Source organism: Micromonospora sp. NPDC049240, from assembly GCF_040647835.1.
Classification (GTDB): Bacteria; Actinomycetota; Actinomycetes; order Mycobacteriales; family Micromonosporaceae; genus Micromonospora.
The window spans coordinates 18,336-43,992 of record NZ_JBEZCX010000009.1; the positions used below are offsets into that span (position 1 = coordinate 18,336).

27 protein-coding genes and 2 pseudogenes are annotated in these 25,657 nt (G+C 71.9%); 12 read left to right on the forward strand and 17 right to left on the reverse strand.

The window, feature by feature from the left end; genetic code table 11:
• Positions 1-102 precede the first annotated feature (102 nt).
• From AB0B02_RS15195 to glnA, 5 genes are all read right to left on the reverse strand, one after another.
• Complete coding sequence (locus tag AB0B02_RS15195) at positions 103-474, reverse strand: VOC family protein (RefSeq protein ID WP_281936845.1); 372 nt, start codon at positions 472-474, stop codon at positions 103-105.
• Positions 475-512: 38 nt separating this feature from the next.
• The gene (locus AB0B02_RS15200; RefSeq protein WP_357300646.1) at positions 513-3,857 is read right to left on the reverse strand and encodes a hypothetical protein; all 3,345 of its coding nucleotides are present in this window, start codon (positions 3,855-3,857) and stop codon (positions 513-515) included.
• A gap of 68 nt (positions 3,858-3,925) precedes the next feature.
• Positions 3,926-4,618: a WYL domain-containing protein gene (locus AB0B02_RS15205; protein WP_281936848.1), complete on the reverse strand. Its 693-nt coding sequence runs from the start codon at positions 4,616-4,618 to the stop codon at positions 3,926-3,928.
• A 34-nt stretch (positions 4,619-4,652) separates the two neighbouring features.
• Positions 4,653-5,078, reverse strand: coding sequence for a DUF350 domain-containing protein (locus tag AB0B02_RS15210; protein WP_107161579.1), 426 nt, complete (start codon positions 5,076-5,078; stop codon positions 4,653-4,655).
• Between the two features lie 82 nt (positions 5,079-5,160).
• Entirely contained in the window at positions 5,161-6,510 is a 1,350-nt protein-coding gene (gene glnA / locus AB0B02_RS15215; protein ID WP_107161577.1) for a type I glutamate--ammonia ligase, read from the reverse strand.
• Positions 6,511-6,707: 197 nt separating this feature from the next.
• Here glnA and AB0B02_RS15220 point away from each other — a divergent pair, with 197 nt between their 5' ends.
• Positions 6,708-8,468, forward strand: a complete 1,761-nt coding sequence (locus AB0B02_RS15220; RefSeq protein ID WP_357300649.1) for an NAD+ synthase — start codon at positions 6,708-6,710, stop codon at positions 8,466-8,468.
• Between the two features lie 117 nt (positions 8,469-8,585).
• Positions 8,586-9,431 carry a 3-methyl-2-oxobutanoate hydroxymethyltransferase gene (panB, locus tag AB0B02_RS15225; protein ID WP_357300651.1) on the forward strand — a complete coding sequence of 282 codons (846 nt, stop codon included), beginning with the start codon at positions 8,586-8,588 and terminating at the stop codon, positions 9,429-9,431.
• A gap of 76 nt (positions 9,432-9,507) precedes the next feature.
• On the opposite strand, the gene npdG is transcribed toward panB, so the two are convergent.
• From npdG to AB0B02_RS15250, 5 genes are all read right to left on the reverse strand, one after another.
• Positions 9,508-10,206 carry an NADPH-dependent F420 reductase gene (gene npdG, locus AB0B02_RS15230; RefSeq protein ID WP_281936855.1) on the reverse strand — a complete coding sequence of 233 codons (699 nt, stop codon included), beginning with the start codon at positions 10,204-10,206 and terminating at the stop codon, positions 9,508-9,510.
• 157 nt (positions 10,207-10,363) lie between these two features.
• Complete coding sequence (locus AB0B02_RS15235) at positions 10,364-11,800, reverse strand: RNB domain-containing ribonuclease (protein WP_357300654.1); 1,437 nt, start codon at positions 11,798-11,800, stop codon at positions 10,364-10,366.
• A gap of 88 nt (positions 11,801-11,888) precedes the next feature.
• Positions 11,889-12,572, reverse strand: a complete 684-nt coding sequence (locus AB0B02_RS15240; protein WP_357300656.1) for a histone — start codon at positions 12,570-12,572, stop codon at positions 11,889-11,891.
• 77 nt (positions 12,573-12,649) lie between these two features.
• On the reverse strand, positions 12,650-12,853 hold the full coding sequence (locus AB0B02_RS15245) for a hypothetical protein (RefSeq protein WP_107161651.1): 204 nt from the start codon (positions 12,851-12,853) through the stop codon (positions 12,650-12,652).
• A gap of 135 nt (positions 12,854-12,988) precedes the next feature.
• A complete protein-coding gene (locus tag AB0B02_RS15250; RefSeq protein ID WP_357300658.1) occupies positions 12,989-13,498 on the reverse strand; it encodes a hypothetical protein in 510 nt (169 codons plus the stop codon).
• Between the two features lie 243 nt (positions 13,499-13,741).
• Between AB0B02_RS15250 and AB0B02_RS15255 the strand changes: the two genes are divergently transcribed.
• Together AB0B02_RS15255 and AB0B02_RS15260 are read left to right on the forward strand one after the other, a co-directional pair.
• Positions 13,742-14,113 (forward strand): hypothetical protein, encoded by a 372-nt coding sequence (locus AB0B02_RS15255; protein WP_107161564.1) that lies wholly within the window; start codon positions 13,742-13,744, stop codon positions 14,111-14,113.
• Positions 14,114-14,118: 5 nt separating this feature from the next.
• The gene (locus tag AB0B02_RS15260; RefSeq protein WP_281936864.1) at positions 14,119-14,595 is read left to right on the forward strand and encodes a roadblock/LC7 domain-containing protein; all 477 of its coding nucleotides are present in this window, start codon (positions 14,119-14,121) and stop codon (positions 14,593-14,595) included.
• Positions 14,596-14,658: 63 nt separating this feature from the next.
• Here AB0B02_RS15260 and AB0B02_RS15265 read toward each other — a convergent pair whose 3' ends face one another.
• Together AB0B02_RS15265 and AB0B02_RS15270 are read right to left on the reverse strand one after the other, a co-directional pair.
• Positions 14,659-15,285, reverse strand: a complete 627-nt coding sequence (locus tag AB0B02_RS15265) for a hypothetical protein (RefSeq protein WP_281936866.1) — start codon at positions 15,283-15,285, stop codon at positions 14,659-14,661.
• A gap of 143 nt (positions 15,286-15,428) precedes the next feature.
• Positions 15,429-16,385 carry a threonine/serine dehydratase gene (locus AB0B02_RS15270; RefSeq protein WP_281936868.1) on the reverse strand — a complete coding sequence of 319 codons (957 nt, stop codon included), beginning with the start codon at positions 16,383-16,385 and terminating at the stop codon, positions 15,429-15,431.
• A gap of 346 nt (positions 16,386-16,731) precedes the next feature.
• Between AB0B02_RS15270 and AB0B02_RS15275 the strand changes: the two genes are divergently transcribed.
• The 3 genes from AB0B02_RS15275 to AB0B02_RS15285 all read left to right on the forward strand — a co-directional run bounded on the left by AB0B02_RS15275 (position 16,732) and on the right by AB0B02_RS15285 (position 19,197).
• Entirely contained in the window at positions 16,732-18,000 is a 1,269-nt protein-coding gene (locus AB0B02_RS15275) for a LysR family transcriptional regulator (RefSeq protein ID WP_281936870.1), read from the forward strand.
• A 215-nt stretch (positions 18,001-18,215) separates the two neighbouring features.
• Positions 18,216-18,773 carry a hypothetical protein gene (locus AB0B02_RS15280; RefSeq protein WP_281936872.1) on the forward strand — a complete coding sequence of 186 codons (558 nt, stop codon included), beginning with the start codon at positions 18,216-18,218 and terminating at the stop codon, positions 18,771-18,773.
• 70 nt (positions 18,774-18,843) lie between these two features.
• Complete coding sequence (locus AB0B02_RS15285) at positions 18,844-19,197, forward strand: hypothetical protein (RefSeq protein WP_357300662.1); 354 nt, start codon at positions 18,844-18,846, stop codon at positions 19,195-19,197.
• 81 nt (positions 19,198-19,278) lie between these two features.
• Here the strand turns inward: AB0B02_RS15285 and AB0B02_RS15290 are convergent, their stop codons facing one another.
• Positions 19,279-20,694, reverse strand: a complete 1,416-nt coding sequence (locus AB0B02_RS15290; RefSeq protein ID WP_357300664.1) for a HAMP domain-containing sensor histidine kinase — start codon at positions 20,692-20,694, stop codon at positions 19,279-19,281.
• A complete protein-coding gene (locus tag AB0B02_RS15295; RefSeq protein ID WP_357300666.1) occupies positions 20,691-21,068 on the reverse strand; it encodes a hypothetical protein in 378 nt (125 codons plus the stop codon). Before AB0B02_RS15295 ends, AB0B02_RS15290 begins: the two co-directional genes overlap by 4 nt.
• A 204-nt stretch (positions 21,069-21,272) precedes the next feature.
• Here AB0B02_RS15295 and AB0B02_RS15300 point away from each other — a divergent pair, with 204 nt between their 5' ends.
• Entirely contained in the window at positions 21,273-21,626 is a 354-nt protein-coding gene (locus AB0B02_RS15300; protein WP_357300668.1) for a hypothetical protein, read from the forward strand.
• A 391-nt stretch (positions 21,627-22,017) separates the two neighbouring features.
• On the forward strand, positions 22,018-23,199 hold the full coding sequence (locus tag AB0B02_RS15305) for a Cmx/CmrA family chloramphenicol efflux MFS transporter (protein ID WP_357300671.1): 1,182 nt from the start codon (positions 22,018-22,020) through the stop codon (positions 23,197-23,199).
• A gap of 220 nt (positions 23,200-23,419) precedes the next feature.
• On the opposite strand, the gene AB0B02_RS15310 is transcribed toward AB0B02_RS15305, so the two are convergent.
• Complete coding sequence (locus AB0B02_RS15310) at positions 23,420-23,821, reverse strand: immunity 51 family protein (protein ID WP_357300673.1); 402 nt, start codon at positions 23,819-23,821, stop codon at positions 23,420-23,422.
• Positions 23,822-23,849: 28 nt separating this feature from the next.
• On the opposite strand from AB0B02_RS15310, the pseudogene AB0B02_RS15315 reads away from it, so the two are divergent.
• Positions 23,850-23,978 (forward strand): annotated as a pseudogene (locus tag AB0B02_RS15315) (IS5/IS1182 family transposase); the annotation flags it as partial.
• 16 nt (positions 23,979-23,994) lie between these two features.
• Here AB0B02_RS15315 and AB0B02_RS15320 read toward each other — a convergent pair.
• The gene (locus AB0B02_RS15320; protein ID WP_281936886.1) at positions 23,995-24,348 is read right to left on the reverse strand and encodes a nuclear transport factor 2 family protein; all 354 of its coding nucleotides are present in this window, start codon (positions 24,346-24,348) and stop codon (positions 23,995-23,997) included.
• Positions 24,349-24,557: 209 nt separating this feature from the next.
• On the opposite strand from AB0B02_RS15320, the pseudogene AB0B02_RS15325 reads away from it, so the two are divergent.
• Positions 24,558-24,770: pseudogene (locus tag AB0B02_RS15325) on the forward strand (GntR family transcriptional regulator); the annotation flags it as partial.
• Positions 24,769-25,314 carry an HAD-IA family hydrolase gene (locus AB0B02_RS15330; protein WP_357300675.1) on the forward strand — a complete coding sequence of 182 codons (546 nt, stop codon included), beginning with the start codon at positions 24,769-24,771 and terminating at the stop codon, positions 25,312-25,314. The pseudogene AB0B02_RS15325 and the gene AB0B02_RS15330, both read left to right, overlap by 2 nt.
• A gap of 90 nt (positions 25,315-25,404) precedes the next feature.
• Here AB0B02_RS15330 and AB0B02_RS15335 read toward each other — a convergent pair whose 3' ends face one another.
• The gene (locus tag AB0B02_RS15335) at positions 25,405-25,599 is read right to left on the reverse strand and encodes an AlpA family phage regulatory protein (RefSeq protein ID WP_281575159.1); all 195 of its coding nucleotides are present in this window, start codon (positions 25,597-25,599) and stop codon (positions 25,405-25,407) included.
• Positions 25,600-25,657 lie beyond the last annotated feature (58 nt).

Genomic DNA, 25,657 nt, shown 5'->3' on the forward strand with positions numbered 1-25,657 from the left:
CCAGGAAGTTACCAGCTTCGATCAGATGAAACCAGATGTTCACCATCGACGATGTGTGCAACCCCTTGCACCGACCGCCCACCTCTTTCATCCGGACCGCGCTCAGCCTCCGGCGGGCGGGGTGAAGACGCCGAGCAGGTTGCCGGACGGGTCGCACAGCCGCGCGTGCACCAGGCCGCTCGGCGCGGTCACCGGCGCCGCCAGCACCGTGCCGCCGGCCGCCTCCGCCCGCCGGCACGCCTCCGCCACATCCGTCACCTGGGCGTAGAAGATCGCGTAGTTGTCGGCGGCGGCGTCGGTGCCCCGGATCGCGCCGCCGATCCCCCGCTCGCCGCCGGCCGCCGTCTGCCGGTACGAGTTACCCGGGCCGCCCTGCTCCTCGAAGCTCCAGCCGAACAGGTCGGCGTAGAACCGCTGCGCCTCGTCCGGCCGGTCGGAGCCGATCTCGAACCAGGTCACCGGCGTGCTGGACATGCTGCCTCCTCACCGCACCGGCCGGTCGGCCGACGCCGTCAGGATCCAGCGTCAGGGGTGCCCCCGACAGCGTCCTGTCGGTGTTTCGGCGACAGATTCTCTGGATCGTCCACCAGCGGAACCAGCCGGTGCGGCAGGTCGGGCCGCCGCCCGCCGTACCGCCGATCGATTTTGTCGAGAAGCGATGCCGCAATCGGCATGGTCATCACGCCGATTTCGTGCAACCGCACCATCACGTCGACCAAGGCCTCTTCGGAGAACAGATCGGGCAGCGGCACGTGCTTTTCCACCACCGCGTCGACGAGTGCGGCGAGTCGCTGGTCCACCTCCCGATCCATGCCGAGGACCCGCTGCACGCAGCGCATCATCGCCGACAGATGAGCCCTGGAGGCCAGCAGGTTCAGCCGCCACACGGCCTCCGACACGTCGGCCACCACCTCGGCGGACGCCTCGTCATCGCCGGCCACGCGATCGAGCAGCAGGCGCAGGAAGGTGACCCGATCCCAGTCGGGTACCCTCTCCGCGCCGCGCTCGGCCAGGACCACACAGCGCAGGTACACCCGCCGACGCTCCTGCTGCGAGGCCGGACGCATCGGCAGCAGCCACGCATCGAGCAACGCGTGGGCAGCGGACGACGCGCCGTCCTGGTCCGGCCCGACAACCACGGCGAGCGCCGTGGCGAGCTTGTCGAACACCGGCTCCAGCGCGCCGACCAGCACCGCTCCGTCGACGTCACAGGCGAGGTGGGCGGCGCGGCGGACCCGGATCAGCATCTCGGCCGACAGGCCGATGCTCGCCTCCTGCGGCGCACCGAGCGCCCACAGGGGGTCGGCGTCCGGTGGCACCGCGAGGCGGTCACCCAGTCGCAGCCGGACGTCCCGGTCCGGTCCCGCCCCGAGCCGATCCAGGGCCAGCACGTCGCTGAGGCTCTGCCACTCCTCCGCTGGGAGCTGGGAACGCCACAACCCCACCTGGGCCCGCCACTCGGCCACCGGATCCTCCGGAAACAGCGTCCGTCCGGACGTCTCCCACACCGCCACCAGGATCAGCAGCAGCAGGTTGGCGGTGTAGGCGGCGCATCGAGCGGGCTCCCGCAGGCGACGGGGACGGTAGTCGTCGAAGCGGCGGCCACCGGTCGCGAAGAGCGCGGCCCGGAACAACCGCACCAGGAGGTCGGCCCAGGCGTCCCGGACGGGAATCTGCCGCCCGCGCAGGTTCTCCTCGATGAAGACGAGCACCGTGCTCCGGCTGCTGAGCACCGCGTACGAGAGCAGGGCGTGCAAGAGGTCGTCCTCGACCGGTTCGACGGTCAGCGTGAGGCTGGCCGCCCCACGCCGCGTGACCAGATCGTCGACCACCTGCGCGGTTAGCCGGGCCACCAGGTACTCGCCGAATGTGGCGTGCAGGAACTCGTACGTCTCGCGGCGCTGTGCCTCATCCTCGACGCGGGCGCGATGGATGAAGAAGAACCGGCCCAGCACGACCTCAGCCGCCGCCAGCGGGGCGCGCAGCCCGTCCCGCCGGCCAGCCGCCGACCCGCCGAAGGGCAACGCGGCCAGGTCGGCGTCCAGCTCGACGGTGCTCACCCACTGCACGCCCCGGTTGAACATCGCAAAGGCGACCACCGCCAGCCGGCACAGCTCCTCCTCGACCGCCCGGTCCAGCTCCGGCTCGGGCAGGCCGGCGCGTTGCTTGACCACCTCCCGCCGGGCGAAGCGGCGCAGCAGCCGCTCGTACAGCTCGCCACGGCGCAGCTCGCCGGCCTGGCGCAGGTCGTGCCCCTCGGCGTCGTAGAGGGCCAGCATCAACAGCAACAGCGGCTGCTCGGCGAGTTCCCGGTGTGACAGCACCGTGGCCGGGTCGAGCGGCCGGGCACCCGGCACCCGGAACGCCGTGGCGTTGACCCGGTTCCAGGTGCGCACCCAGGCGTCGATCCGGGGCTCATCGAACGGTTCCAGCCGCACCGCGAACGTGCCGGGCGGCGGCTGGGCGCGGTCGGCCACGCTGGTGCGGCTGGTCACCACGACCGCCACCGGCCGCCCCTGGTCGGCCTCCCGCCGCTGGAACTCGGCCACCCGGCGCAGATAATCGGTCTGGCTGACGCCGGTGGCCTGCAACAGCTCGTCGAAGCCGTCGAGCAGCACCATCGGCAGCGCATCGCCGGCCGAGCGGGACAGCGCCGGCCACTCGACGCGCTCGCCGGTGTCCTGCCGCACCGCCTGTTCGATCTGCTCCTGAATGTCGCCGGCCGCGTACACGTCGCGGAGCGCCACCCGGACCACCAGGAAGTCGGCGGCGGGCAGGCGGGCGGCGATGATCCGGGTGAGCACTGACTTGCCCGAGCCGGGTTGCCCGAGCACCAGCAGCGGGGCCCGGACGGCCCCGGGCGAGGTGAAGTGGACGACCAGCGCCTGCCAGAGGTCGTCGCGGTCCGGTTGGTCGTGCCACCAGTTCTCGTCGCTGGGCCGCGCAGTCCGGTCCAGCTCGGCGATCCGGCACAGCGGCGGCACGTACGCCTCGCCCAGCGTCGGCACGGTCAGCCCGGCCGGCACGTCGCCGGAGGTGATGATCGGTCGGGTCAGTTCGGCGGCGTACGCGGCGGCGAGGCCGGCCCGCCGCCCGTCCGGAGCCGAACCGGTGGACAGCTCGGCCAGGGCCCGGTGCAGATCCGCCAGGCCCAGCGACAGCCGACGGACCTCGACCCGGGTGGCCTCGTGCTCGTGCAGGTCGATCCAGAAGGACACCTCGGGGAAGTCCACGGCGAGCCGGTGCAGCAGGGCGGCGTACCGGTCGACGGCGGCTTCGGGCAGATCGTTTAGGGCCTGCTCAGCGACCCGCCAACTCAGGTCGGAGAGCGCATCTCCGGCGGCCAGCCCGCCGAGGAACCTGACGAACCCGTGGGCCTGTTGCGCATACCAGGCGGCGAGCGCTGCCCGCAGCGCCGGCTGGGGCAGGTGCGGGCCGGGCACCGGCGCGGCGGTTTCGAACAGTGCGGCGATGAGGTCGTCCGCGGCGTATGGGGCGCCGGCCAGGAGCAGTTGGTCGGACCGGTCAATCGCCAGCTCTCCGACGTCGAACGGCAGGCCCAAGCCGTCGAGCGCCTCGAAGAACGCGGTCACCGCGATCACCGCGTGCGCCGCCTCCAGCCGCTGCGTCCGCCCGTACCGGGACAGCCCGGAGCGCTTCTCGGACACGCCACGCACCAGCTCGTGACCGAGCCGCACGAACTCGGCTTTGGCGTCGAAGATGCCGAGTAACGCCGGCACCGGCACCGACGCGGCCAGCAGAACGCCCCCGGTCAGCTTGTCGAACCAGTCGACGACCTTGCTCTTCTCCCCGCCGAGCAGGCGTACCGCGTCGGCGTAGCTGAGCGTGTCGGGCACCGGCGTTCCTCCCCAGGGACGGCAGACCCGCCAGCGTCCCCCATCCGAACCGGAGACGCTGTCGGTTTTCAGACCAGGGTCAGCGGGCGCAGCCGGTCGACCGGGAGGTCGAGGTCGTCGAGGTGCAGCTCCCGGGTCACCGGCTCGGCCAGCGGGCGCACCGAGCGGATCCGGTCGGTGCGGAAGCAACGCAGCCCGTCGCGAAGCCGGCACCAGGCCACCAGGTACCAGTGCGTGGCGTTGCCCAGGTAGGCCAGCGGCTCCACGTCGCGCGCCGAATCCGCGCCGTCGCGGTCGGCGTACCGCAGGCGCAGCACCCGCCCGGCGGCGACCGCGTCGGCGACGGCGGCCGGGACCGGCGTGCCAGGCCCGTCGCCGACCAGGTGCACCCGGCCGGCGAGCCGGTGCGCTTCGGCCACCGCGGCCGGCGGCATCACCGCGACCAGTTTGCGCAGCGCGGCGCCGGCGGCCGGGGCGAACGGGGAGCCGCCCAGCCGGTGCAGCGCCACGGCCATCGCCACCGCCTCGGCCGGGGTCAGGTTGACCGGCGGCAGCGTGCGGGCGCGGTCGACCACGTAGCCGCCGGTGCGGCCCGGCTCGGCCCAGATCGGCACCCCGGCGCCCTGGAGCGCGGAGATGTCGCGCTCGACGGTGCGGGTGCTGATCTCGAAGCGGCGGGCCAGCCAGCCCGCGCTGCGCGGGCGCGGCGACACCGCCCGCAGCTCCTCGACCAGGGCGTAGAGACGGTCGGTGCGGTTCACGTCCCGGACGCTATGCCCCGGGTCCGACAATCGGTCAGGCGATGCAGGCGCAGACGATCAGCGCGGCGCCGAAGTGGGTGGCGGCGCTGACCCGGGCCGCCGGGTGCGGCTCGTCGGCGGCGATGACGTCACCGAGGCGGCCCGGCGTGAGCAGGTCCAGCACCAGGAAGGCCAGCGCCATCACCAGCAGGCCGACCAGCCCGAAGATGACCGTGGAGGCCAGCCCCTTGGCGAACGAGCTGTAGCTGGTCAGCACCGCGGTGAAGACGATGCCGGCGATGCCGAGCTGGTTGGCGGCCAGCAGCAGCGCGGCGTTGCCGTTGCGGCGCGTCCAGATCAGCTCGCGCAGCTTGCCCGGGGTGAGCAGGTCGACAAGCAGGAAGCCGGCGGCCATCAGCGCCACCCCCACCACCCCGAACACGATGCTCTGCCACGCCCCGTTGAGCAGGTCTTCCAGCACCGAACGCCTCCCCGGCTCCACCCGCCCGGGCGCGGGTGCGCGGGCGGTGCCGCAGACGATAGCGGCACCGCGCAAATTCGATCTAGAGGGAGAGGTAGCGCTGCCGCTCGTAGGGGGTGACCTCGCGGCGGTACTGCTCCCACTCGGCCCGCTTGTTGCGCAGGAAGAAGTCGAAGACGTGCTCGCCGAGCACCTCGGCGACCAGCTCGGAGCCGGCCATCACGTCGATCGCCTCGGACAGGTTCTCCGGCAGCGCCTCGTAGCCCATGGCGCGGCGTTCGGCGCTGCTCAGCGACCAGACGTCGTCCTCGGCGCCCGGGGGCAGCTCGTAGCCCTCCTCGATGCCCTTCAGACCGGCGCCGAGCATGACCGCGAAGGCCAGGTAGGGGTTGGTCGCGGAGTCCAGCGAGCGGACCTCGACCCGGGCCGAGTTCGGCTTGCCGTACGCCGGCACGCGGACCAGCGCGGACCGGTTCAGGTGCCCCCAGCAGACGTACGCCGGGCTCTCGGTGATCCGGTCCGGCAGCGCCTGCGGGAACAGCCGCTTGTACGAGTTGACCCACTGGTTGGTGACCGCGGTGTACTCCCGGGCGTGGGTGAGCAGCCCGGCGATGAACGACTTGGCGACCTTGGACAGCTTCATCGGGTCGCCGGCGTCGTGGAACGCGTTGCGCTCGCCCTCGAACAGCGACAGGTGGGTGTGCATGCCGTTGCCCGGCTGGTCGGTGAACGGCTTCGGCATGAAACTGGCCTGCACGCCGGTGGAGAGCGCCACCTCCTTCACCACGTGCCGGAACGTCATGATGTTGTCGGCGGTGGTGAGCGCGTCGGCGTACCGCAGGTCGATCTCCTGCTGGCCGGGGGCGACCTCGTGGTGGCTGAACTCCACCGAGATGCCGATCCGTTCCAGCGCCAGCACCGCCTGGCGGCGGAAGTCGCGCGCCACGGCGTGCGTGGTGTGCTCGAAGTAGCCACCGGTGTCCACCGGGATCGGCACCGAGCCGTCCTGCGGGCCGTTCTCCAGCAGGAAGAACTCGATCTCGGGGTGGGTGTAGAAGGTGAAGCCCTTGTCGGCCGCCCGGGACAGCATCCGGCGCAGCACGTGCCGCGGGTCGGCCCAGGAGGGACTGCCGTCGGGCAGCAGGATGTCGCAGAACATCCGGGCGCTCTCGCCGCTGACCCCGCCCTCGAACGGGAACACCTGGAACGTGGTCGGGTCGGGCATGGCGACCATGTCCGACTCGAAGACCCGGGCGAACCCCTCGATGGCGGAGCCGTCGAAGCCGATGCCCTCCTCGAAGGCCGCCTCCAGCTCCGCCGGGGCCACCGAGACGCTCTTGAGCGTGCCGAGCACGTCGGTGAACCACAGCCGGACGAAACGGATGTCCCGCTCCTCCAGCGTACGGAGGACGAACTCCTGCTGACGGTCCACATCCACCCCTCGTGACACGTACGTTCTCCACCGATCGGGTCGGACCGGCTGACCGCTCAGTCTCCACCGACCCCGTTACGCCGACGTTACGCCCTTCCCCGGCGCGCCGCGCTACCGTGTCCCGGCCCGGGAGACGGTTGCCGGGTCCGGAGCATCCGGCCGGATTCGGGCCGGACGACTGGGGCAAGATGGGGAACATGCCCACCCTGCGTCTCGCCCTGTGCCAGGTCAACCCGACGGTCGGCGACCTCACCGGCAACGCCGACCGGGTCCGCGCGTGGACCCGCAAGGCCGCCGACTCCGGCGCCCAGCTCGCGCTCTTCCCCGAGCTGATGCTGACCGGCTACCCGGTCGAGGACCTGGTCTTCCGCCGGTCCTTCGTCGCCGCGTCCCGGGCCGCGCTGCACCGGCTCGCCGCCGACCTGGCCGACGACGGCCTCGGCGAGCTGCCGGTGCTTGTCGGGTACCTGGACGCGGACGGGCCGCCGCAGGTCAGCGCCGACGCCGAGCCGGGCCGGGGGGCCCGCAACGCGGCGGCGCTGCTGCACCGCGGCGAGGTGGTGGCCACCTACTTCAAGCACCACCTGCCCAACTACGGGGTGTTCGACGAGGACCGCTACTTCGTGCCCGGCGACACGCTGACCGTGGTGCGGGTGGGCGGCGTCGACGTGGCGCTGACCATCTGCGAGGACCTGTGGCAGGCCGGTGGGCCGTTCGCGGTGGCCCGGCAGGCCGGCGTCGGGCTGGTGCTCAGCATCAACGGCTCGCCGTACGAGCTGAACAAGGACGACGCGCGGCTGCCGCTGGTGCGCCGGCGTGCCGCCGAGGCGGGCGCCGCCATCGCGTACGTGAACATGGTCGGCGCCCAGGACGAGCTGGTCTACGACGGCGACTCGCTGATCGTGGCCGCCGACGGCACGCTGCTGGCCCGGGCGCCGCAGTTCGTCGAGCACCTGCTGGTGCACGACGTGGAGCTGCCGGCGGCGCCGGCGACGAGCGGCGGCGCCACCGACCTGGCCGACGGGATGCGGCTGGTCCGGCACGAGGTGCCGGCGGTACCGGCCGCGCCGACCGGGCCGGCGGCGACCGGCGGGATCATCGAGCCGGTCGCCGACGAGGCCGAGGTGTGGCAGGCGCTGGTGCTGGGCCTGCGCGACTACGCCGACAAGAACCGGTTCCCCTCGGTGGTGCTCGGGCTCTCCGGCGGCATCGACTCGGCGGTGGCCGCGGCGCTCGCGGTGGACGCGCTCGGCCCGCGCCGGGTGGTCGGCGTCTCGATGCCCAGCCAGCACTCCTCCGAGCACTCCCGCGCCGATGCCGAGGAGCTGGCCAAGCGCACCGGCCTGGACTACCGCATCGAGCCGATCCAGCCGATGGTCGACACGTTCCTGGCCAACATGTCGCTGTCCGGCGTGGCGGTGGAGAACCTCCAGGCCCGGGTCCGCGGCGTGATCCTGATGGCGCTGTCGAACCAGGAGGGCCACCTGGTGCTGACCACCGGCAACAAGAGCGAGCTGGCGGTGGGCTACTCGACGCTCTACGGCGACTCGGTGGGCGGCTACAACCCGATCAAGGACGTGTGGAAGACGCTGGTCTGGCGGCTGGCGAAGTGGCGCAACGCGGACGCGGAACGGCGCGGCGAGACGCCGCCGATCCCGGAGAACTCGATCGGCAAGCCGCCGTCGGCCGAGTTGAGCCCCGGCCAGCTCGACAGCGACACGCTGCCCGACTACGACGTGCTCGACCCGATCCTGATCGGGTACGTCGACGGCGACCTGGGCCGCGACGGCCTGGTCGAGTCCGGTCACGACCCGGCGGTGGTCGACAAGGTGCTGCGGATGGTGGATACCGCCGAGTACAAGCGGCGGCAGTCCGCGCCCGGCACCAAGATTTCCATGAAGGCGTTCGGGCGGGACCGGCGGCTGCCGATCACCAACCGTTGGCGCGAGGACGGCTGAGCGCGCCCGCGCCGGGAGTGAATTCCTCCACTCCGGCCTGCCCCCGACCGGCCGCCCGGTGCGACGATCGCGGGGAACCCGGGGACCGCGTGCGCGGCCTCGAGGAAGGAGATTGTCATGGTGGAGTCCACCCCGACCGAGGTGACCGCCCTGTACGGCGGGCCGGCCACCCGGCGGATCCGCACCCGCGACCTGATCGCCGCCAAGGAGCGCGGCGAGCGGTGGGCCATGCTCACCTCGTACGACCAGTACACCGCCTCGATCTTCGACCGGGCGGGGATTCCGGTGCTGCTGGTCGGCGATTCGGCCGCGAACAACGTGTTCGGCTACGAGACCACCCTGCCGGTGACCGCCGAGGAGCTGTTGCCGCTGGTCCGCGCCGTGGTACGCGCCACGACGCACTCGCTTGTCGTCGGCGACCTGCCGTTCGGCTCGTACGAGGAGGGGCCGGCGCAGGCGCTGCGCACCGCGGTGCGGTTCATGAAGGAGGGCGGCTGTCACGCGGTGAAGCTGGAGGGCGGCCGGCGCTGCGCGGCGCAGATCGAGGCGATCGTCGGCGCCGGCATCCCGGTGATGGCGCACATCGGGTTCACCCCGCAGAGCGAGCACACGCTCGGCGGGTACCGGGTGCAGGGCCGGGGCGACACGGCCGAGGAGGTGCTCGCGGACGCGCGGGCGGTGGCCGAGGCGGGCGCGTTCGCGGTGGTGCTGGAGATGGTTCCGGGCGAGGTGGCCAAGCGGGTGACCGGTGAGCTGTCCATCCCCACGGTCGGCATCGGGGCCGGCCCGGACACCGACGGTCAGGTGCTGGTCTGGCAGGACATGGCCGGGTTGCGCACCGGCCGCGCGCCGCGGTTCGTCAAGCGCTACGCCGACCTGGCCGCCGCGCTGACCGAGGCCACCCGCCAATTCGCCGACGAGGTGCGCAACAGCGAGTTCCCCGCCGCCGAGCACACCTTCTGACGGCGTAAGGAGGGGCCCCTTCTCAACGCCTGGCGTATAGCAGGGGCCCCTTCTCAACCAGCGCGCGCCAGCGCGCTCAGAGGTCCGTCACCCGGATGCCGGCGTGCGCCTTGTAGCGTTTGTTGATCGCGATCAGGTTCGCGGTGAACGCCTCGATCTGGTGGGCGTTGCGCAGGCGGCCGGCGTAGATGCCGCGCATGCCGGGGATCCGGGCGGCCAACGCGGCGACCACGCCGACCAGGTCCCGGTCCTCGGTGCAGATCAGCACGTCGAGGTCGATCCGGTCGACCTCCGGGTCGGCCAGCAACGGCGCGCTGACGTGGTTGAACGCGGCGCAGACCCGGGAGGCGGGCAGCAGCGCGGCGGCCTGCTGCACGGCGCTGCCCTCGGCCACGGTGAGCGCGTACGGGCCCTGCTTGTCGAAGCCGAGCGGGTTGACGCAGTCCACCACGATCTTGCCGGCCAGCGGCTCGGCGAGCGCGGTGAGGGTGGCGGCGTGCCCGTCCCACGGCACCGCGACGATCACCACGTCGCTGCGCCGGGCGACCTCGTCGTTGCCGGCGCCGGTGACCGTGGCGTCGGCCGGCACGCCGGGCAGCGCGGCGATCTCGGCCGCGGCCTCGGCGGCCCGGTCGGCCGTGCGGGAACCGATCAGCACGGTCTGCCCGGCCCGCGCGAACCGGTAGGCGAGCCCTCGGCCCTGGTCACCGGTGCCCCCGATGATGCCGACGGTGAGCCCGGAGATGTCGGGCAGCGTGGTCGCGTCGTAAGCCATGCGGCCATCCTCGCAAAGAGCGGCGGCGCGCCGCGCGCCGAGACGCTGTGACAATGCCCGCGCGCGGGGGCGACAACGGCCGGGCGGACGCCGAGGCGGCCGGTTCAGGCGCCGGGTCCGGCGGAGACGACCCGGGTCGGCGCGAGGACGGTCCCGGTCAGGCGCGCTCGAAGGCGACCTTCCGCTCGGCCGGGTCGGCGACGGTCAGCCGGACCCGGACGCGCTCGCCGAGCGGCAGTTCCCCGGTGCAGCGGGCCCGTACCGGCGGCTCGTCCAGCGCGACCGTGCCGCCCGGCGGGCGGCCGGGCCGGCCGTTGCCCGCCGGTCGCGGCTCGTCCACGTCCAGCACCGCCGCCTCGAACGTCTCCCCCACCCGGGGCGCCAGCAGCACCGCCTCGGCCAGCTCGATCGCGCCGCGGGTGGCCGCGCCGGCCGTCCGGTCGGTCGCCGCCATCACCTCGGGCAGCTTCGGCAGCGCGGCACGGACGTGCGCGGGCACCTCCCGGCCGTCGTGCAGGGCCAGGCAGACCTCGGTGGCGTACCGGTCGGCGAGCCGGCGCAGCGGCGCCGTGACGTGCGCGTACGCGGCGGCCACCCCGCCGTGCTCCGGCTGCTCGGGCACCGCGCCGTCGAAGGCGGTGTACGCGGCCCCGCGCATCAGCTCGGCGGCCTGGTCGACGAACGCGGCGGCCCGGGGCTGCGACGCGTCCAGCCCGGCGAGCACCCGACCGACCGACGTGCCGTCCGGCCAGGGCACACCGAGCGGGCCGGCGGCCAGCCGCAGCCGGTCGACCGCCTCCGACCGGGGGCGGGGCATGGTCCGCAGCAGCCCGATCCGGCCGGCGAGCATGATGTCGGCGGCGGCCATGCCGGTCAGCAGCGAGATCTGGGCGTTGTGCTCCTCCATCGGGCCGGGGCCGCGCAGCACCAGACGCCACCCGTCGCCGTCGGGCTCGACGTCCTGCTCGGGCAGCGGCAGGTTGATCGCGCCACGGCGCAGCCCGCGCTCGGTGAGCAGCGCACCGATCTCGGGCAGCAGCGCGATGGGCTCGGGCAGCCGGCCGGCGTCGGCGTCGCGCTGCACGCCGCCGTAGTCGAGTTTGGCGCGGCTGCGGATCCGGGCCCGTTCGAGCGTGACCGCGACGGTGCCGCCGTCGGCGTCGAGGTCGATGGTCCAGAGCACGGCGGCCCGGTCGACGTCGGGCAGCAGGCTGGCCGCGCCCTCGCTGAGCGTGTGCGGGTGCAACGGCACGTTGCCGTCCGGCAGGTAGACGGTCTGGCCGCGACGCCAGGTCTCCGCCTCCAGCTCACCGCCGGGGCGGACGTGGGTGAGGACGTCGGCTATCGCGTACCGGACGCGGTAGCCGCCGCCGGTGCGGCGGGCGAGGTGCATCGCCTGGTCGAGGTCGCGCGAGGTCGCCGGGTCGACGGTGACGAACGGGACGTCGGTCCGGTCGGCGACGGCCGGCAGCGGCGCGGCGGCGGCGTCGTCGGCTTCGCGCTGCGCCGCGGGCGGGAAGCTCTCGGGCAGTCCCAGCTCGCGGCGCAGCGCGCCGAAGTCGATGCGGGGCGCCAGTACGCGTCGGATGACCACGCGGTCAATCCTGACAGCGCCCCGCCCGTTCCGCTCACCGAGCCCGGCGGGTCGGCGCGCGGCCCCTCCCCGCCGGCGGCGGCAGCCGTCAGGCGGAGGCCCGGCGGGCCGGCGCCTTCCGGGCCGTGGTCTTGCGCGCGGTGGTGGTCTTGCTGGCCGGCGCCTTCTTGGCCGCCGTGGTCTTCTTCGCGGCGGTGGTGGTCTTGCGCGCGGTGGTGGTCTTGCGCGCGGGCGCCTTCTTGGCCGCCGCCTTCCGGGCCGTCGGCCGGGTGGAGGCGGTGGTCTTCTTCGCCGTCGTCTTCTTCGCGGCCGTGGTCTTGCTGGCGGTGGTCTTCTTCGCCGCCGTGGTGACCTTCCGGGCTCCGGCCGTCTTCTGCGCCGCCGTGGTCTTCTTCGCCGCGGTGGTCTTCCTGGCGGCGGCGGTGGTGGTCTTCCTGGCCGGCGCCTTCTTCGCGGCGGTGGTCTTCTTCGCCGCTGCCGTCGTGGTCTTCTTCGCGGGGGCCTTCTTCGCCGCCGTCTTCTTCGCGGTGGCCTTCCTGGCGGGCGCGCTCTTGGCGGTGGTCCTGGTGGCCGGCGCCTTGCGCGCCGCCGACACGACCTTCTTGGCCGCCGCCTTCTTCGCGACCGCCTTCCTGGCCGGGGTCCGTCCGGCGCCGGCGCCCGAGGCGTTCGGCGACGCCTTGGTGACCGTCGTCGTCCTGCCCGCGGTGGTCCTCTTCGCGGTCGTCCGTTTCGCGGCCGGGCGGGTGGTGGCCTGCTGTGCTACGGCCATCTCGGTTCCCTTTCCTGGGGACGTGCTCTCGCCCTCGCGGAGCACGGATCACCTCGACGCGGTCCGTCCCGCGCCGTCTATCGGCCCTCCCCGGCCCAACGGGCGTCCTCGGCGTCCCACGCGTCGTTCCGCTCCCGCACCTGTTGCAGGGCGTTCTCCGCGTCGGCGGCTGAAGCGTACGGTCCGAGAACGTGCTTCGCGGGGCACACGTCGGCATCGGTCTCGACCCGGTGGTGTCGCGTGCACCAGTAGTAGTGCCCACCACTTCCGTCGTCGCTCATGCGATCACTGTGCACCGGGAACCGCCCGGCCGCCACCGGAACGCCACAAATAGTCGTCGCCTTCTCCACATTAGACCTGATCGGGGCCGTTCCGAGGGGGAACGGCGGAAGACCCCCGCGGGATCCCGCCGGGCGTCAGACGGGTGCCGCGACGGGTTCCGGAGAACATGGGCTCGACCACCACCCGGTCGGTGATGAGGAACCGTTCCCACGCCGTCGGGCGGGGCAGTCCGAACGACGAGTCGGTCCAGCAGGTGAACAGCCGAGCGGCGCGGACACCCGGTCCACCGCGTCCGGCGGCAGGTCGGCGACGGCGGGTGCGGTCGCCGGAATCGCGGCGACCACCGTGCGGGCCACCGGCGCGTCGGCCGCGACCAGCGCGCCCAGGACTCCGACCAGCCAGGCCGTCCGCGTCCGTCCCCGCCGGGTCAGCGCGACGAGGCCGGCCGGCGGCGCGAGCAGCAACACCCCGGCGGTACGCCACAGGCGCCCGCGCGGCACGGCCCGGTCGACGGGCGACGTGGCCGCCCGGCTGGTCGCCGGGCTGGCGGCGAAGCGGAGCATCGCCCACCGCCGCCCCGACCGGGCCAGCTCGTGCAGTTCGGCGGCCCACTCCCGGCCCAGCTCGGCGCGGGGTGGTGGCACCCGCCGCTCGACGGCGCCTAGCAGGTAGGTCCACGATCGACCATCGGCCGCCGAGTCCCATATACGGGACCAGCGGCCGGCCGGGGCGGACCGGACAGGTGGATCACCGGCCGCTCGGGTGCAGGCCGGACCTCCTTGTGGAAGCCTTCGACGAAGCATATTCACGGGAGGCGCCGGCTGTCAGCCCGCACGACACCCCGAGCGGAGACCGGCCCACCCGGCCAACACCCTGGGGAGAACACCGTGGGCAACCTCGACGTCGCGTTGAAGAACGCGATGAGCATCGACGGCGCGATCGGAGCCGCGCTCGTCGACTACACCAGCGGCATGACACTCGGCGTGGCCGGCGGCACCGGTGAGATCGACCTGACGGTTGCCGCCGCCGGCAACACCGACGTGGTCCGCGCCAAGCTGCGCACCATCGAGATGTTGAAGCTCGACGACGAGATCGAGGACATCCTCATCACGCTCGGCAGCCAGTACCACCTCATCCGGCCGCTGAGCAACCGCACCGGCAAGGGCCTGTTCCTGTACCTCATGGTGAGCAAGAGCCGGGCCAACCTGGCGATGGCCCGGCACCAGCTGCGCGCGATCGAGGAGAGCCTGGAACTGTGAGCCGGGTGGACGATCTCCCCCGCCGTACGCCGGCCGCGGCCGGCACGCTGCCACCGGCGCGGAGGTTGCCGCCGTCGCTGGCGGGCAACCCGACGCTGCCGTACCCGGCCATCGGCCAGGAACTGTCCGAACTGCGGCTGCAGATCCCCGGTGTGCACGGCTGCGTCCTCGGCGGCGTCGACGGCCTGCTGATCACGCACAACCTGCAGAACGAGGCCAACCCGGACGACCTGGCGGCGCTCGCGGCGACCATGTTCGGGCTGGGCCGGCAGGTCGGCTTCCGGCTGGGCCAGGGCGACTTCCAGCAGTCCACCGTGCGCAACGAGAACGGCTACCTCAGCGTGTACGCGGTCAGCCGGCAGGCGTTGCTCGCCGTGGTCGGCACGGACAGCATCAACGTGGCGCGCCTGCACCTGCACGCCCCGACCACCGCGGCCCGGCTCGCCGACCTGCTCGACGGCGTCACCCCGGCCACGCCCTGACCCGAGCCGGTCGCGGCGTCCGCGAGGGTCGCCGCGACCGGCTCGTGGTGGTGGTCTCCGGCTTCAGGAGCCGACCTGGCTCAGCGGGCCGGCCAGACTCGGGTAGTTGCGGGTGCTCATGGCCTGCACACCCGCGGTGTGGTCCCCGTTGAACGGGGTGGTCGCGCCCGGGCAGCCGGCCGCCACCGCCTCCTGCGGCGAGTTGAACCAGAGGCCCAGGTGGTACGTGTGGATCGGGCCGAACGCCGGGTTGAGCGTCGCGTCGCGGCCCGGGTGGGTGTTCGGCGCGGGCCCGGCGCCGGGCGCGAGCGCGAACGTCTCGATGTTGAACCGTCCGACCACCGTCACCCGGGCGACGCCGTACTGGCTGGTCCGCATGTCGCTCTGGTACCACGACACCCCGAACGGCGCGTCCGGCAGTTGCAGGACGAACAGATCGAAGTTGGTTCGTGGCGGCAGGCCGGCGGCCCGGATGGTCATGATCTCGTTGAGCCCCTCCGGATGGACCCGCACCTCGGCGCGAGCGTTCGGCAGGCAGCCGGCAGCCTCGGCGCCCTGGGAACGGACCATGGTGAACGAGAAGGTACGCCCGTCCGCGCTGGCGGAATTGCGCACGACACCCGAAGCGACGAGCGTGCTGGCGGCGGCCACGGCGAGAAACGCCCCGACGGTCCTGATACGGAACCTCATGATGTCCTCCCTTCGCCGGGTCGATGAATGCCCGGCTGTGGAGAGGTTATGACCGTCGATTACCATCAGTGCCGCAAAGACCGAGATCCGGCAATATGAGCGCTTTTCGCCGGAGGTCCGTGTCGATCTCGTGGCACCCCCGCTCAGCCGGCGAACCGCCCGGCCCACGACACCACGTCGGCGACGGTGGTGTTGCCGCCGCAGACCACCAGGCCCAGCCGGGCGTCCGCACCCACCCGGTCGCGGACCCGACGGGCCGCCGGCAGCAGGCATCCGGCGGCCGGCTCGGCCCAGACCTTCGCGTGCTCCGCCAGCTCCACCGTGCCGCGCACCGCCTCCGCGTCGGAGACCACGAGCACGTCGGTGACCAGCGCCGTCACGTGGTCGTAGGTGAGCTGCGAGACGGTCGGCGCGCTGAGCGTGGTGACGATCGACGACAGCGGCACCTCGACCGGCCCGCCCTTGGCCAGGGCCTGCGACATCGCCTGCGCGCCTTCGGTCTCCACGCCCCAGACCCGTACCCCCGGCCGGCGGGCTCGCAGCGCCGCGGCCACCCCGGAGATCAGCGCCCCGCCGCCGACGCTGACCAGCACGTCGGTCAGCTCACCGGCGTCCTCGGCGAACTCCAGCCCGACGGTGCCCTGCCCGGCGAGCACCACCGGGTCGTCGAACGGGTGCAGCAGCGTGCGACCGTCCTCCCGCAACCGGGACATGAGCGCGAACGCGGCGGCCATGTCGTCGGTCAGGCGGACGTCCGCGCCGGCCGCGCGGGAGACCTCGACGGCCCGCGCGGGCGCGGTCCGCGGCATCACCACGGTCGCCGCCACGCCCAGCGTCCCCGCCATCACCGCCACCGCGATGCCGTGGTTGCCGCCACTGACCGCCACCACGCCGGCGGCCCGCTCGGCGTCGTCCAGCGCGAGCAGCTTCGCCGCCGCGCCCCGGGCCTTGAACGACCCGGTACGTTGCAGCAGCTCCAGCTTGGCGGTGACCGGCACGCCGAGCAGCTCGGACAGGCCGGGGCTGGGCACGGTGGGCGTGTGGACCACGTGACCGGCGATCCGGTCCGCGGCGGCCTCGATGTCCGCGAGCGCGATCATCACCGCAGCGTGCCACAACCCCTCGCGCCAGGACCGGCGAGGGACCGCCGGCCCGACCGAGGTGGCCCCCCGCGCCGGTCGGTCGCGTCGGCGGAGGGGCAGGTGGGCCGGCGCTGACCGGCGGTGCCGTCGCCCCGGCGTACGGAAGATGACGGGGTGATCGCCCGACGGCGATCCGAGCGCCGGAGGCCGGTGGCCGACGGTGCGGTGCGTCCCGGTGGCCCTGGGCGGCGAGACGCCGGTCGGTCGCCTAGGCTGCGCGCATGTCGATGCCGGCGGCCGGTGGTGCCGTGGCGCGGTGCGGGGCGGTCGCGCTCGCCGTACACCCGACGGAACGGTGAGCACGATGACCGCACCCGGGTCCGCACTGCCGTGGGGGATGCTGCACACGATCGGCGTGGTGAGCACCACGCCCAGCATGACCCGGGCCGCCGAGCTGCTGCGGGTCTCGCAGCCGGCGCTGAGCCGACGGGTGAACGCCGCCGAACAACTCGCCGGCACCGACCTGTTCGACCGCACCGGCAGCGGGGTGCAGGTCACCGCCGCCGGTCGGGCGCTGGCCGACGCCGCGCGACGCATGTCAGGTCCGCTGCGCGCCGCCACCGCTCCCCCGGTCGCCGGCCCGCCGGAGTGCGCCTTCGCCACCTATGTGACCTCGCTCGGCGAGCTGGTGCGGTGGTTCTCGCAACGTTGGCCGGCGAGCCGGTGGCACGGGGCCGAACTCCGGCCGGAACTCGCGATGGTCGACCTGGCGCAGGGCGCCCTCGACATCTTCCTCGGGGTGCACACGCTGCACCACGCGCCGGTCACGGCATCGGTACGGCGGCACGTGGCCGTCCGCGATCCGCTGCGGCTGGCGATGAGCACCCGGCATCCACTCGCCGCGAACCCGGTGCTGACGCTCGCCGAACTCCGGCACGAGCCCTGGCTGACCAGCAACGATCCAGCGGTCGAGCAACTTCTGGTCGAGGCGTGCCGGGGCCACGGCTTCCACCCGCGGATCGCGTACCGGACCGACCGCACCCGCAGCATCCGGGATCTGGTGGCGGGCGGGCACGCGGTGACGCTCTGCGTGCCGGTCGCCCGCACCGACGACGAGGTGGTGGTCCGCCCGGTGATCGGCCTGCCCAGCCTGGACCTGGTGGTGGCCTGGAATCCCGAGCGGCTCTCCGCCGCACTCGCCGACCGGTTCTGCGGCGTCCTCATCGGCTGGTATCTCTCCCGTGCGTGGTCCGTGCCGGCGTTCCGGTCCTGGTTGGACGCGCACCACGCCGAGGTGATCAGCGCCGTGACGATCGGCGTCGACGAGGCCGGCGACCCCGACCCGGCTCGCGACGTCATCGACTGGAACGACCTCCAGGCCGCCTTCGAGGTGCTGCGCACCGGCTCCGCCCCGCAGGCCGCCTCCCGGCTGGGCTGCTCGCCGAGCACCGTGCAGCGACGCCTTCACCGGCTGGAGCGCCAGGTGGGCGACGCGCTGCTGGAGCGGTCCGCCGAGGGCCGGCCGGAGCCGACCGTACGGGGCTTCCTGCTGCTGCACCACCTCTACCGGGCGCAGGCGGCCCGCGATGCGCAACTGACCGCCGAGACACCGTCGATCTCCAACAACACATAGCCGCAGCTTGAATTGTCTTAGCATTGACGGAACGGCTTTTCCGGAGCAGAGAAACCGGATCGTCGCTTCGCGCAATTCACCTCTGGTTGCTAACGTCCGATCTCGTCGAGCGTCCTTCGTCAATGCGACGGGGAGCAATTACCGACGCTCCGAGAGTGGCCCGCGAACTGGAGGTAAGACGTATGCGGAAACGCGTTCCCAGCCGGATGGGAGCAATGCTGCGGCACGGACTCGCCGCCCTGGCCGTGCTCGGCCTGACCGTCGTCGGCACCGTCGCCGGCAGCACCGAACCCGCCCGAGCCGACTCGACTGTCGTCTGCGCCAACGCCGGGGTGCCGGCCGGCTACGTGGTCACCGGCGTCGGGATCAACCAGTGTGCCGGCTACCACCGACTGGCCATCACCAACGACCTCTACGAGGGCATCCCCGTCTGCAGCCTGTGGGGAATCCCCGGGGGCTGGTACGCCACCGGCGGCGCCGCCAACGACGCCACCTGCGGATACAGCAACCGTTTCCAGATCAGGGCCGGCCTCTACGACGGCATCTCCGTCTGCGCGGCGACCGGCATCCCCGGCGGCTGGATCGCCACCGGCGCCCGCTCCAACGACCCGAACTGCGCGAACCTCAACCGCTACCAGATCACCTCCAGCCTCTACGACGGCATCTCCATGTGCGCGGCGTCCGACGTCCCGGGCGGCTGGGTCGTCACGCAGGTGCTGGCCAACGACCCGAACTGCGCATACCTGAACCGGTACGTCATCCGACGACTCTGAGCGCAGTTCGACCTCGGCGTAATCCCATTCCGCACAGCTCGCATCCCGCACCCGAGAAAGGCAGCAGACAATGGACAGAAGACACGTCAGAACGTGGGCGACGACGGCCCGGAACGGCGCGGTGGCGCTGACCGTCACGGTGGCCGGAGTGGGCGCGTCCCTGGCGATCGGCAGCCCGGCCCAGGCCGCGACGACCTCCATCTGCGCGGTCGGCTCGATTCCCGCCGGGTGGGTCGCGACCCTGGGCCGCTCCAACGACCCGAGCTGCGGCTACCTCAACCGGTGGCAGATCACGAACGAGATCTACCCCGGCATGAGCATGTGCGCGGCGAGCAACGTGCCGGACGGCTGGTACGTGTCCCAGGTCTTGGCCAACGACCCCAACTGCGCCTACCTGAACAGGTTCACCATCTACCCGTACTGACCGGTGCGACGTGGACGGGCGCGGCGGACGGCCGCGCCCGTCCCCGGGTGGGCAGCTGATGGCTGCTGGCTCCTCCGGCGCCTATGCGCGGTATGGCAGGCGGAGGCTGAAGACCGCTCCCCCCTCCGCCTGATTGGCGGCCTCGATGTCACCGCCCATCAGTCGCGCATTTTCCCGGGCGATCGACAGCCCCAGCCCGCTGCCGTGGGAGCGGGGACGGCGACTGTCCGCCTTGAAGAAGCGATTGAAGACGTAGGACAGCGCCTCCTCGGGGACGCCGCCGCCGCTGTCCCGCACCTCGACGAGGAAGTCCGTCGGGCGTGGCAGGACGCCCACCGTCACGGGGGTCGCTCCGTGCCCGAGCGCGTTGCCGATCAGGTTGCCGAGGATGACGTCCAGACGCCTCGGGTCGAGGCGTGCGCGGAGGGTGCGCGGCGCGTCCAGCGTGACGGACGACCTCCATTCGTGGACATCGAGACATGCGGCCACCTGCTCGACGACATCCACCTCTTCCGCGGCGGGTGCTGCGACGCCCGCGTCGATCCGCGACAACTCCAGCAGGGTGTCGACCAGATCGTTCAGCCGTCGCGTCTCGGTGACGAGCAGCCGCACCGGCCGCGCGATCCGTGGTTCGAGTCGGTCGATCTCCTCGTCCAGCAGGTCGGCCACGGCGCTGAGTGCGGTCAGCGGCGTACGCATCTCATGGGACAGATCCGCGGTGAACCGCCTCATGACCGACTCCGGCGAGTGCCGGACCGGATCCGCACGTGGCTGGTAGGCCGGATTCGGCACGAACGGCGCCGTGCCCAGGGAATTGCGGTCCCGACACTGCGGCTCCGGTCGCTCGGCCGCGCGCAGCGACGAGCGCATTCCTTCGTAGATCTCGTTCAGGGTGAGCGACCTGTCCGCCCCCGGGATACCCCGATGCAGGATGCCGACGAGTTCTCCGGTGAAGGCCGTGTGGAGCTCGCCGGGCGGGGCCAGGGCGAGCGCGTTCTCCGCGGCCGCCGCGAGCAGATAGGTCCCGTCGATCTCGGCGAGGCCGAGCCCTTCGGACATCGCACCGAGGACCCGCCCGCTGTAGCAGCAGTCCAGGACCACGATGCGTCGCGCCGCCCGGCTCGCCTCGAACGGGCGTCTGATCCACTGGTAGGGCACCGCCGAGTCGTAGACCTCGTGCGCGTGGCTGTCGTACAGAGCGAGGTACAGCTCACCGGTGCCCGGGTCGATCAATCCGTGGCCGGCGTAGTAGAAGACCAGCGTGTCGGTCGCCTCCCGGGCGGCCCGCTTGAGCGCCTGCGAGACCAGGCGGGGCTCCCGCGGGTCGGACACGACGGTGCAGTGGGTCGGGGGCAGGGCCCACACGTCCTCGGACGTGAACTTGTCCCGCAGCGCCGCCACATTCGCGGAGACGGCCGGCAGGTCGGCCAACTGCGCGAAGCGGCTGGCACCCACCAGCACCACTCGGGACCGGTCCGGATCGGGCAGCCCGGTCACGAACGGCCGCGCTCGTCCGACGGTGCGTCAAGAAGGCCGCGGAGCAGCCGCTCGGCCTGGTCCGGCGCCACGTCGGTGATCGTCACACGCCTGCCGTCGGGATGCTCCACGGTCACCGACCGGGTGCCCGCCCCGCGGGTGGCGCGCCACTGCACGATGGACAGCGCCAGTGAGGCGACGCTGAAGCCGGAGCCGACGATGAGCGAGACGACGTCGAGCCCCGAACCCATCCCGCCAACCGGCGGGTGCGCTGCCGCTTCCCATTGCACATCGGCACACCGCCGCGCCTGCGGATCGGCGAGCAGCCAGGCATGGATCGAGCGAAGCTCCGCCTCCGCCGTCGTGGCCGGCTCGACCGAAAGACTCAACCGCACCCGAGTCCCCCTTCGGCATCGATCCTGATGCTGCCGATGCCAATCTACGACCTCCGTGCACGCCCGGTGTGGCCGGCGCATTCCCCTTCCCGGAGGGCCAGCCGGCCTGGTCTGGGCCGGCTGTCGGGAACCGAATGCGGTGGTTCCGGCGAGGCGTGCACCGGTACTGTCCGAGCCCATCATGAGGCGAACAGGAAGCTGGACGTGAGCAGCGACGACGGCACGACGGTGCTCTGGCGCCCGACCGGGCCGGCAGAGCTGGATCTCGTCCGCCAGTCCGGATGGCGGGCGTGGCCACCGCGTCTGCCGGACCAGCCGATCTTCTACCCGGTCCTGAACGAGGAGTACGCGGTCAGGATCGCCCGGGACTGGAACGTGCCGGCATCCGGCGTCGGCTACGTGACCCGCTTCCAGGTGGAGTCGGAGTTCCTGAAGCGCTACCCGGTGCGGCAGGCCGGCGGGCAGACCATCCTGGAGCTGTGGGTGCCCGCCGAGGAGCTTGCCGAGTTCAACGCGCACATCGTGGGTCCGATCGAGGTCGTGCACGAGTTCCGGTAGCCACACGAGTTCCGGTAGTCGCCGAGGCGCGCCGCAACCGACAACCAGCCACCGCTACCAGCTGATCCAGGTTCCCGCGCTTGGCGGCGATCCACGCCTCGACGTCCTCGGCGAGTCAGACGTTGCCCATCCGGAGCGTGGCCACAGGTTCGGGGAGCCCGGAATCCGTTTGCATGCAGACCGGTGGGGGTGAGTAGTGTTTGCGCCATGTCGAGCCCTGAGGCATCCAAGGTGGGGGCTTTCGGTCACGCCGTCAGCCCCCTGAACCGCTGAGTTCATAGTCCGCTTCCCCGCAGTCTTCGCTGCACCGGACAATCGCGCGCACGCCTTGGGGCGCTGGCCGCGGTGACGAGACGTCTCCTTCTCCTTCTCGCTCACCTCGGAGTTCTTGATGCCTCTCCCGCTCCACCTGCTTGCCGTGGCGGTCTTCGCCATGGGCACCTCGGAATTCATGCTCGCCGGCCTTGTGCCGGCCATTGCCGTAAGCCTCAACGTGTCGGTCGGAACCGCCGGTCTCCTGACCTCGGCGTTCGCCACTGGGATGATCGTCGGCGCGCCGCTGATGGCGGCGCTTGCGCGCCGATGGCCGGCCCAGGCCAGTCTGTTGAGCTTCGTGCTGGTCTTCGCCGGGGCCCACGTCCTGGGCGCACTCACGACGAGTTTCACGGTTCTGCTCATCACCCGCGTGCTCGCCGCCCTGGCCAACGCGGGCTTCCTGGCTGTGGCACTGAGCACGGCCGCCACGCTCGTCGCACCTGATCAGAGAGGGCGGGCACTGGCGGTGCTGCTTTCGGGTATGACGGTGGCCATCATCGCTGGAGTCCCTGGCGGTGCGCTGCTCGGCACGTTACTCAGCTGGCGTTCAACCTTCTGGGCGATCGCACTGCTCTGCCTTCCCGCCGCCCTGGGCGTCGTGAAAAGCATCCCGGCCTGTGCCGGAGAGACCCCTCAGGGCACTCCGGCCGGCTCGTCCCTCCGGAACGAGCTGGCCCAGCTCGCGATGCCCAGGCTGCTCCTGGTGATGCTGCTCGGTGCCCTGGTCAACGCTGCCACCTTCGCCACGTTCACCTTCCTGGCACCGATCGTGACGGACACCGCCGGCCTAGGCGACCTGTGGGTTTCGATCGTACTGGTGCTCTTCGGGGTCGGGTCCTTCGTCGGCGTCAACCTCGCGGGACGGCTCTCCGACAAGCATCCCGGCATCGTGATCGCAGTCGGTGGCCCGATGCTGATGCTCGGCTGGGTCGCACTGGCGGTCCTGGCTGCCCAACCCGCAGCGCTTCTGCTCCTCGTGTTCGCGCAGGGCGCGCTCTCGTTCGCGTTGGGCAGCACCCTCATCGCCCGGGTGCTTCACGAGACAGCAGGCGCCCCCACCATGGGAGGATCGTATGCAACCGCGGCGCTCAACATCGGTGCTGCTGGCGGGCCCATCGTTGCCGCGGCGACCCTCAGGGCCGATGCGGGTGACCTCGGCCCGGTGTGGGTCAGCGCCCTCTTGGTCGCGGTCGCACTGCTCATCGCCCTGCCGCTCCGGCGATTCATCGCACCCCGCCTCGGCCAGGCGATCCGATGACCCACGCGAACGCTCCGCTGAGCAGCGCGGGACGTCCGCGTCCCATCGAGCGCTGCCGAACCCGCCTAAGTGGCCCGCTTGATCACACCCGTCGGGTGGTGATGAACATCAGCGGCACGGTCACCCGCTCCTCGCTGAACGGGTCCTCCCACGGCAGACTGATCGAGAGCGGTTCGTCCCGGGCTATGCAGCGCGGGCCAGAACCGGCCACCCTCGGCTGTCAGTCGTCGAACTCAAACCCGCGCGCTTCGGCGTCAGCGACCAGGCGCCGCATGCGTTCGCCGTTGGTCGCGACCGCGTCCATCAGAGCTTCCAGCTCTTGCAGCGCGCCCCGATCAGTGCCGTAGGCGCAGAACATGCCACCTTCCGGGTCGTAGGCGAACCGGCCTTCGAGCGTCGGGGCCTCGGTGCTGACGAGAACTTCCGCGACGCCTTCCCAGAAGTACCCGTTGGGCTCGTGACCGAGTTCCTCGACCAGGGCGTCAACCGGCGTGGTCCCCGCGTCCAGCAGCAGCGAATACTGTCCTGGAGTCGTCTCGATCAGCCTGAGCAAGGTCATCTTCGAAGCCTGGCATCGGTCGGTGATCGGCGCAAGATCCGGAAGAGGCAGCAGCCAGCCCACCGCCCGACGCCACACTTCGCGATGGGCCGTAGCGCATCTACTCGACGGTGACCCGGTCACTCGGCTGGCAGACGGGTTCGCCGTCGACACCGCGACCGCCTGGCGCTACGTCCGCGAAGCGATCACTCTGCTCACCGCCCCAGCAGACGACCTCACCACAGGTGAAGCGCTCACTAGACCGGGACGAAGGTGGCGGCCAGCACCCGCCAGTTGCCGTCCTCACGCACCCACAGCCGGGTGTAGCGCAACCGCGCGGACACAACGGCACCGCCCTGAACGGCATCCACCGCAGCGACCATGCGGGTCACCCCCGTCTCGCCGTCTTCCTGGACATCGAGCGACTCCTCCACCAGGTTAGTGATGCGCAGGGCCCCCGAGCGGTAGCTCTTTAGGTCATCTTCCTTCGTAAAGACCGTGCCATCTGGTCCTGCGCCCACGACACGGGAATGCAGAAGCCCGTCGAGGGACTCGACATCGCCGGCGCGCTGCGCGGCTTGGAGCTGCCGTTCCGCAGTATGGAGATCCATCCCGCGATCCTCTACAGCGCCCCGCAACAAGACAAGCGGGTTCGCTCGCGGCAGAATGCCAGCCCAGCACGGCGGTAGCGGCACAACCGGGGTCCTAAGCCTTACTCCGAGACGGGAGGTGATCACTTCCATTTCTCGGGCCACCCAGCCGCCCACGTCGCTGCAACGATTCACAGCAGCATTAGACAACTGAACCCCCCGCAGAGCAGATCGCGGCCACTCTCCGCGCAGAGATCAAGACCGGGAAGTTCGCTCCCGGTGAGAAGCTGCCGTCGCAACACGACCTCGTCGAACGGTTCAGCGTCGCCCGCGAGACCATCAAAGCCGCCCTGCGGAAGCTGCAAGACGAGCGCCTGATCGTGACCCGTCAGGGCAGCGGCACCTTCGTCCGCGCCAACACCGAACGCCCGGTGGGACTACGTGACCCTGCCGCCCGAGATCCTGGCCGAACGGGACCCGCTCGCCGTGCTGCGTTTCACCGGAACGCTCGGGCGCCCGGCCGTCGTCCGCCTGATCGACCAGGCCATGACCCGCGAGGAAGTCACCGCGGCCCGCACCGCCACGCCCACGCCGTACGGCCGAGAGGTCATCGTCGCCGCCCAGCAGACCGGCCGCCGCGTCGCCGTCGTCTCAAACAACTCGGCCGAGTCCGTTCACGCCTTCCTGAGCGCCCGCCGGCTGAGCGGCTACGTACACCCGGTCATCGGCCGGCCGTATGCGGCACCGGAGCGCATGAAGCCGGACCCGTTCCCGGTGCGGGAAGCCGTCCGCGAGTTGGGCGCCGAGCCGGCGGAATGCGTCCTCGCCGGGGACTCCGAGACCGACATCGAGGCCGCCCACGCCGCCGGGGTCCCCGCCATCGGGTACGCCAACAAGCCCGGCAAGCGCGAGCGGTTCGCCGCCGCAGACGCCGTCATCGACAGCATGGCCGAGCTGGTATCGGCGTTCGCCGTCGACGAGCTGTAGCACCCTCCGCACACGAGCGCCCCGGGGATCATCACCGGGGCGTTTCTCGTTGCCTCGGATTGGAGTACCAACGCGAGGGACGGCTACGAGCTAGTCCAGGTCCCCGCGCCTGGCAGCGATCCAAGCCTCAACATCCTCAGCAAGCCAGACGTTGCCCATCTGGAGCGTGGCCACAGGCTCAGGGAAGTCGCGCCGGTTGGTGATCTGGTAGACGCGCTGCCGGGAGACGCCGCCGAGCATGGTTCGGATCTCGCCCGAGCCCACCAACCGCAGCTTCTTGCCCATGACACTGACGCTAGGCAAGCGTCGCCTAGGCATGTATCAACTTGATGCAGACCTAGTT

Coding starts and splice junctions, on each gene's coding strand:
- AB0B02_RS15195 (WP_281936845.1), bottom strand. CDS start 474: ATGTCCAGCACGCCGGTGACCTGGTTCGAGATCGGCTCCGACCGGCCG.
- AB0B02_RS15220 (WP_357300649.1), top strand. CDS start 6,708: ATGCCCACCCTGCGTCTCGCCCTGTGCCAGGTCAACCCGACGGTCGGC.
- panB (WP_357300651.1), top strand. CDS start 8,586: ATGGTGGAGTCCACCCCGACCGAGGTGACCGCCCTGTACGGCGGGCCG.
- npdG (WP_281936855.1), bottom strand. CDS start 10,206: ATGGCTTACGACGCGACCACGCTGCCCGACATCTCCGGGCTCACCGTC.
- AB0B02_RS15240 (WP_357300656.1), bottom strand. CDS start 12,572: ATGGCCGTAGCACAGCAGGCCACCACCCGCCCGGCCGCGAAACGGACG.
- AB0B02_RS15245 (WP_107161651.1), bottom strand. CDS start 12,853: ATGAGCGACGACGGAAGTGGTGGGCACTACTACTGGTGCACGCGACAC.
- AB0B02_RS15265 (WP_281936866.1), bottom strand. CDS start 15,285: ATGAGGTTCCGTATCAGGACCGTCGGGGCGTTTCTCGCCGTGGCCGCC.
- AB0B02_RS15270 (WP_281936868.1), bottom strand. CDS start 16,385: ATGATCGCGCTCGCGGACATCGAGGCCGCCGCGGACCGGATCGCCGGT.
- AB0B02_RS15275 (WP_281936870.1), top strand. CDS start 16,732: ATGACCGCACCCGGGTCCGCACTGCCGTGGGGGATGCTGCACACGATC.
- AB0B02_RS15280 (WP_281936872.1), top strand. CDS start 18,216: ATGCTGCGGCACGGACTCGCCGCCCTGGCCGTGCTCGGCCTGACCGTC.
- AB0B02_RS15285 (WP_357300662.1), top strand. CDS start 18,844: ATGGACAGAAGACACGTCAGAACGTGGGCGACGACGGCCCGGAACGGC.
- AB0B02_RS15305 (WP_357300671.1), top strand. CDS start 22,018: ATGCCTCTCCCGCTCCACCTGCTTGCCGTGGCGGTCTTCGCCATGGGC.
- AB0B02_RS15320 (WP_281936886.1), bottom strand. CDS start 24,348: ATGGATCTCCATACTGCGGAACGGCAGCTCCAAGCCGCGCAGCGCGCC.
- AB0B02_RS15335 (WP_281575159.1), bottom strand. CDS start 25,599: ATGGGCAAGAAGCTGCGGTTGGTGGGCTCGGGCGAGATCCGAACCATG.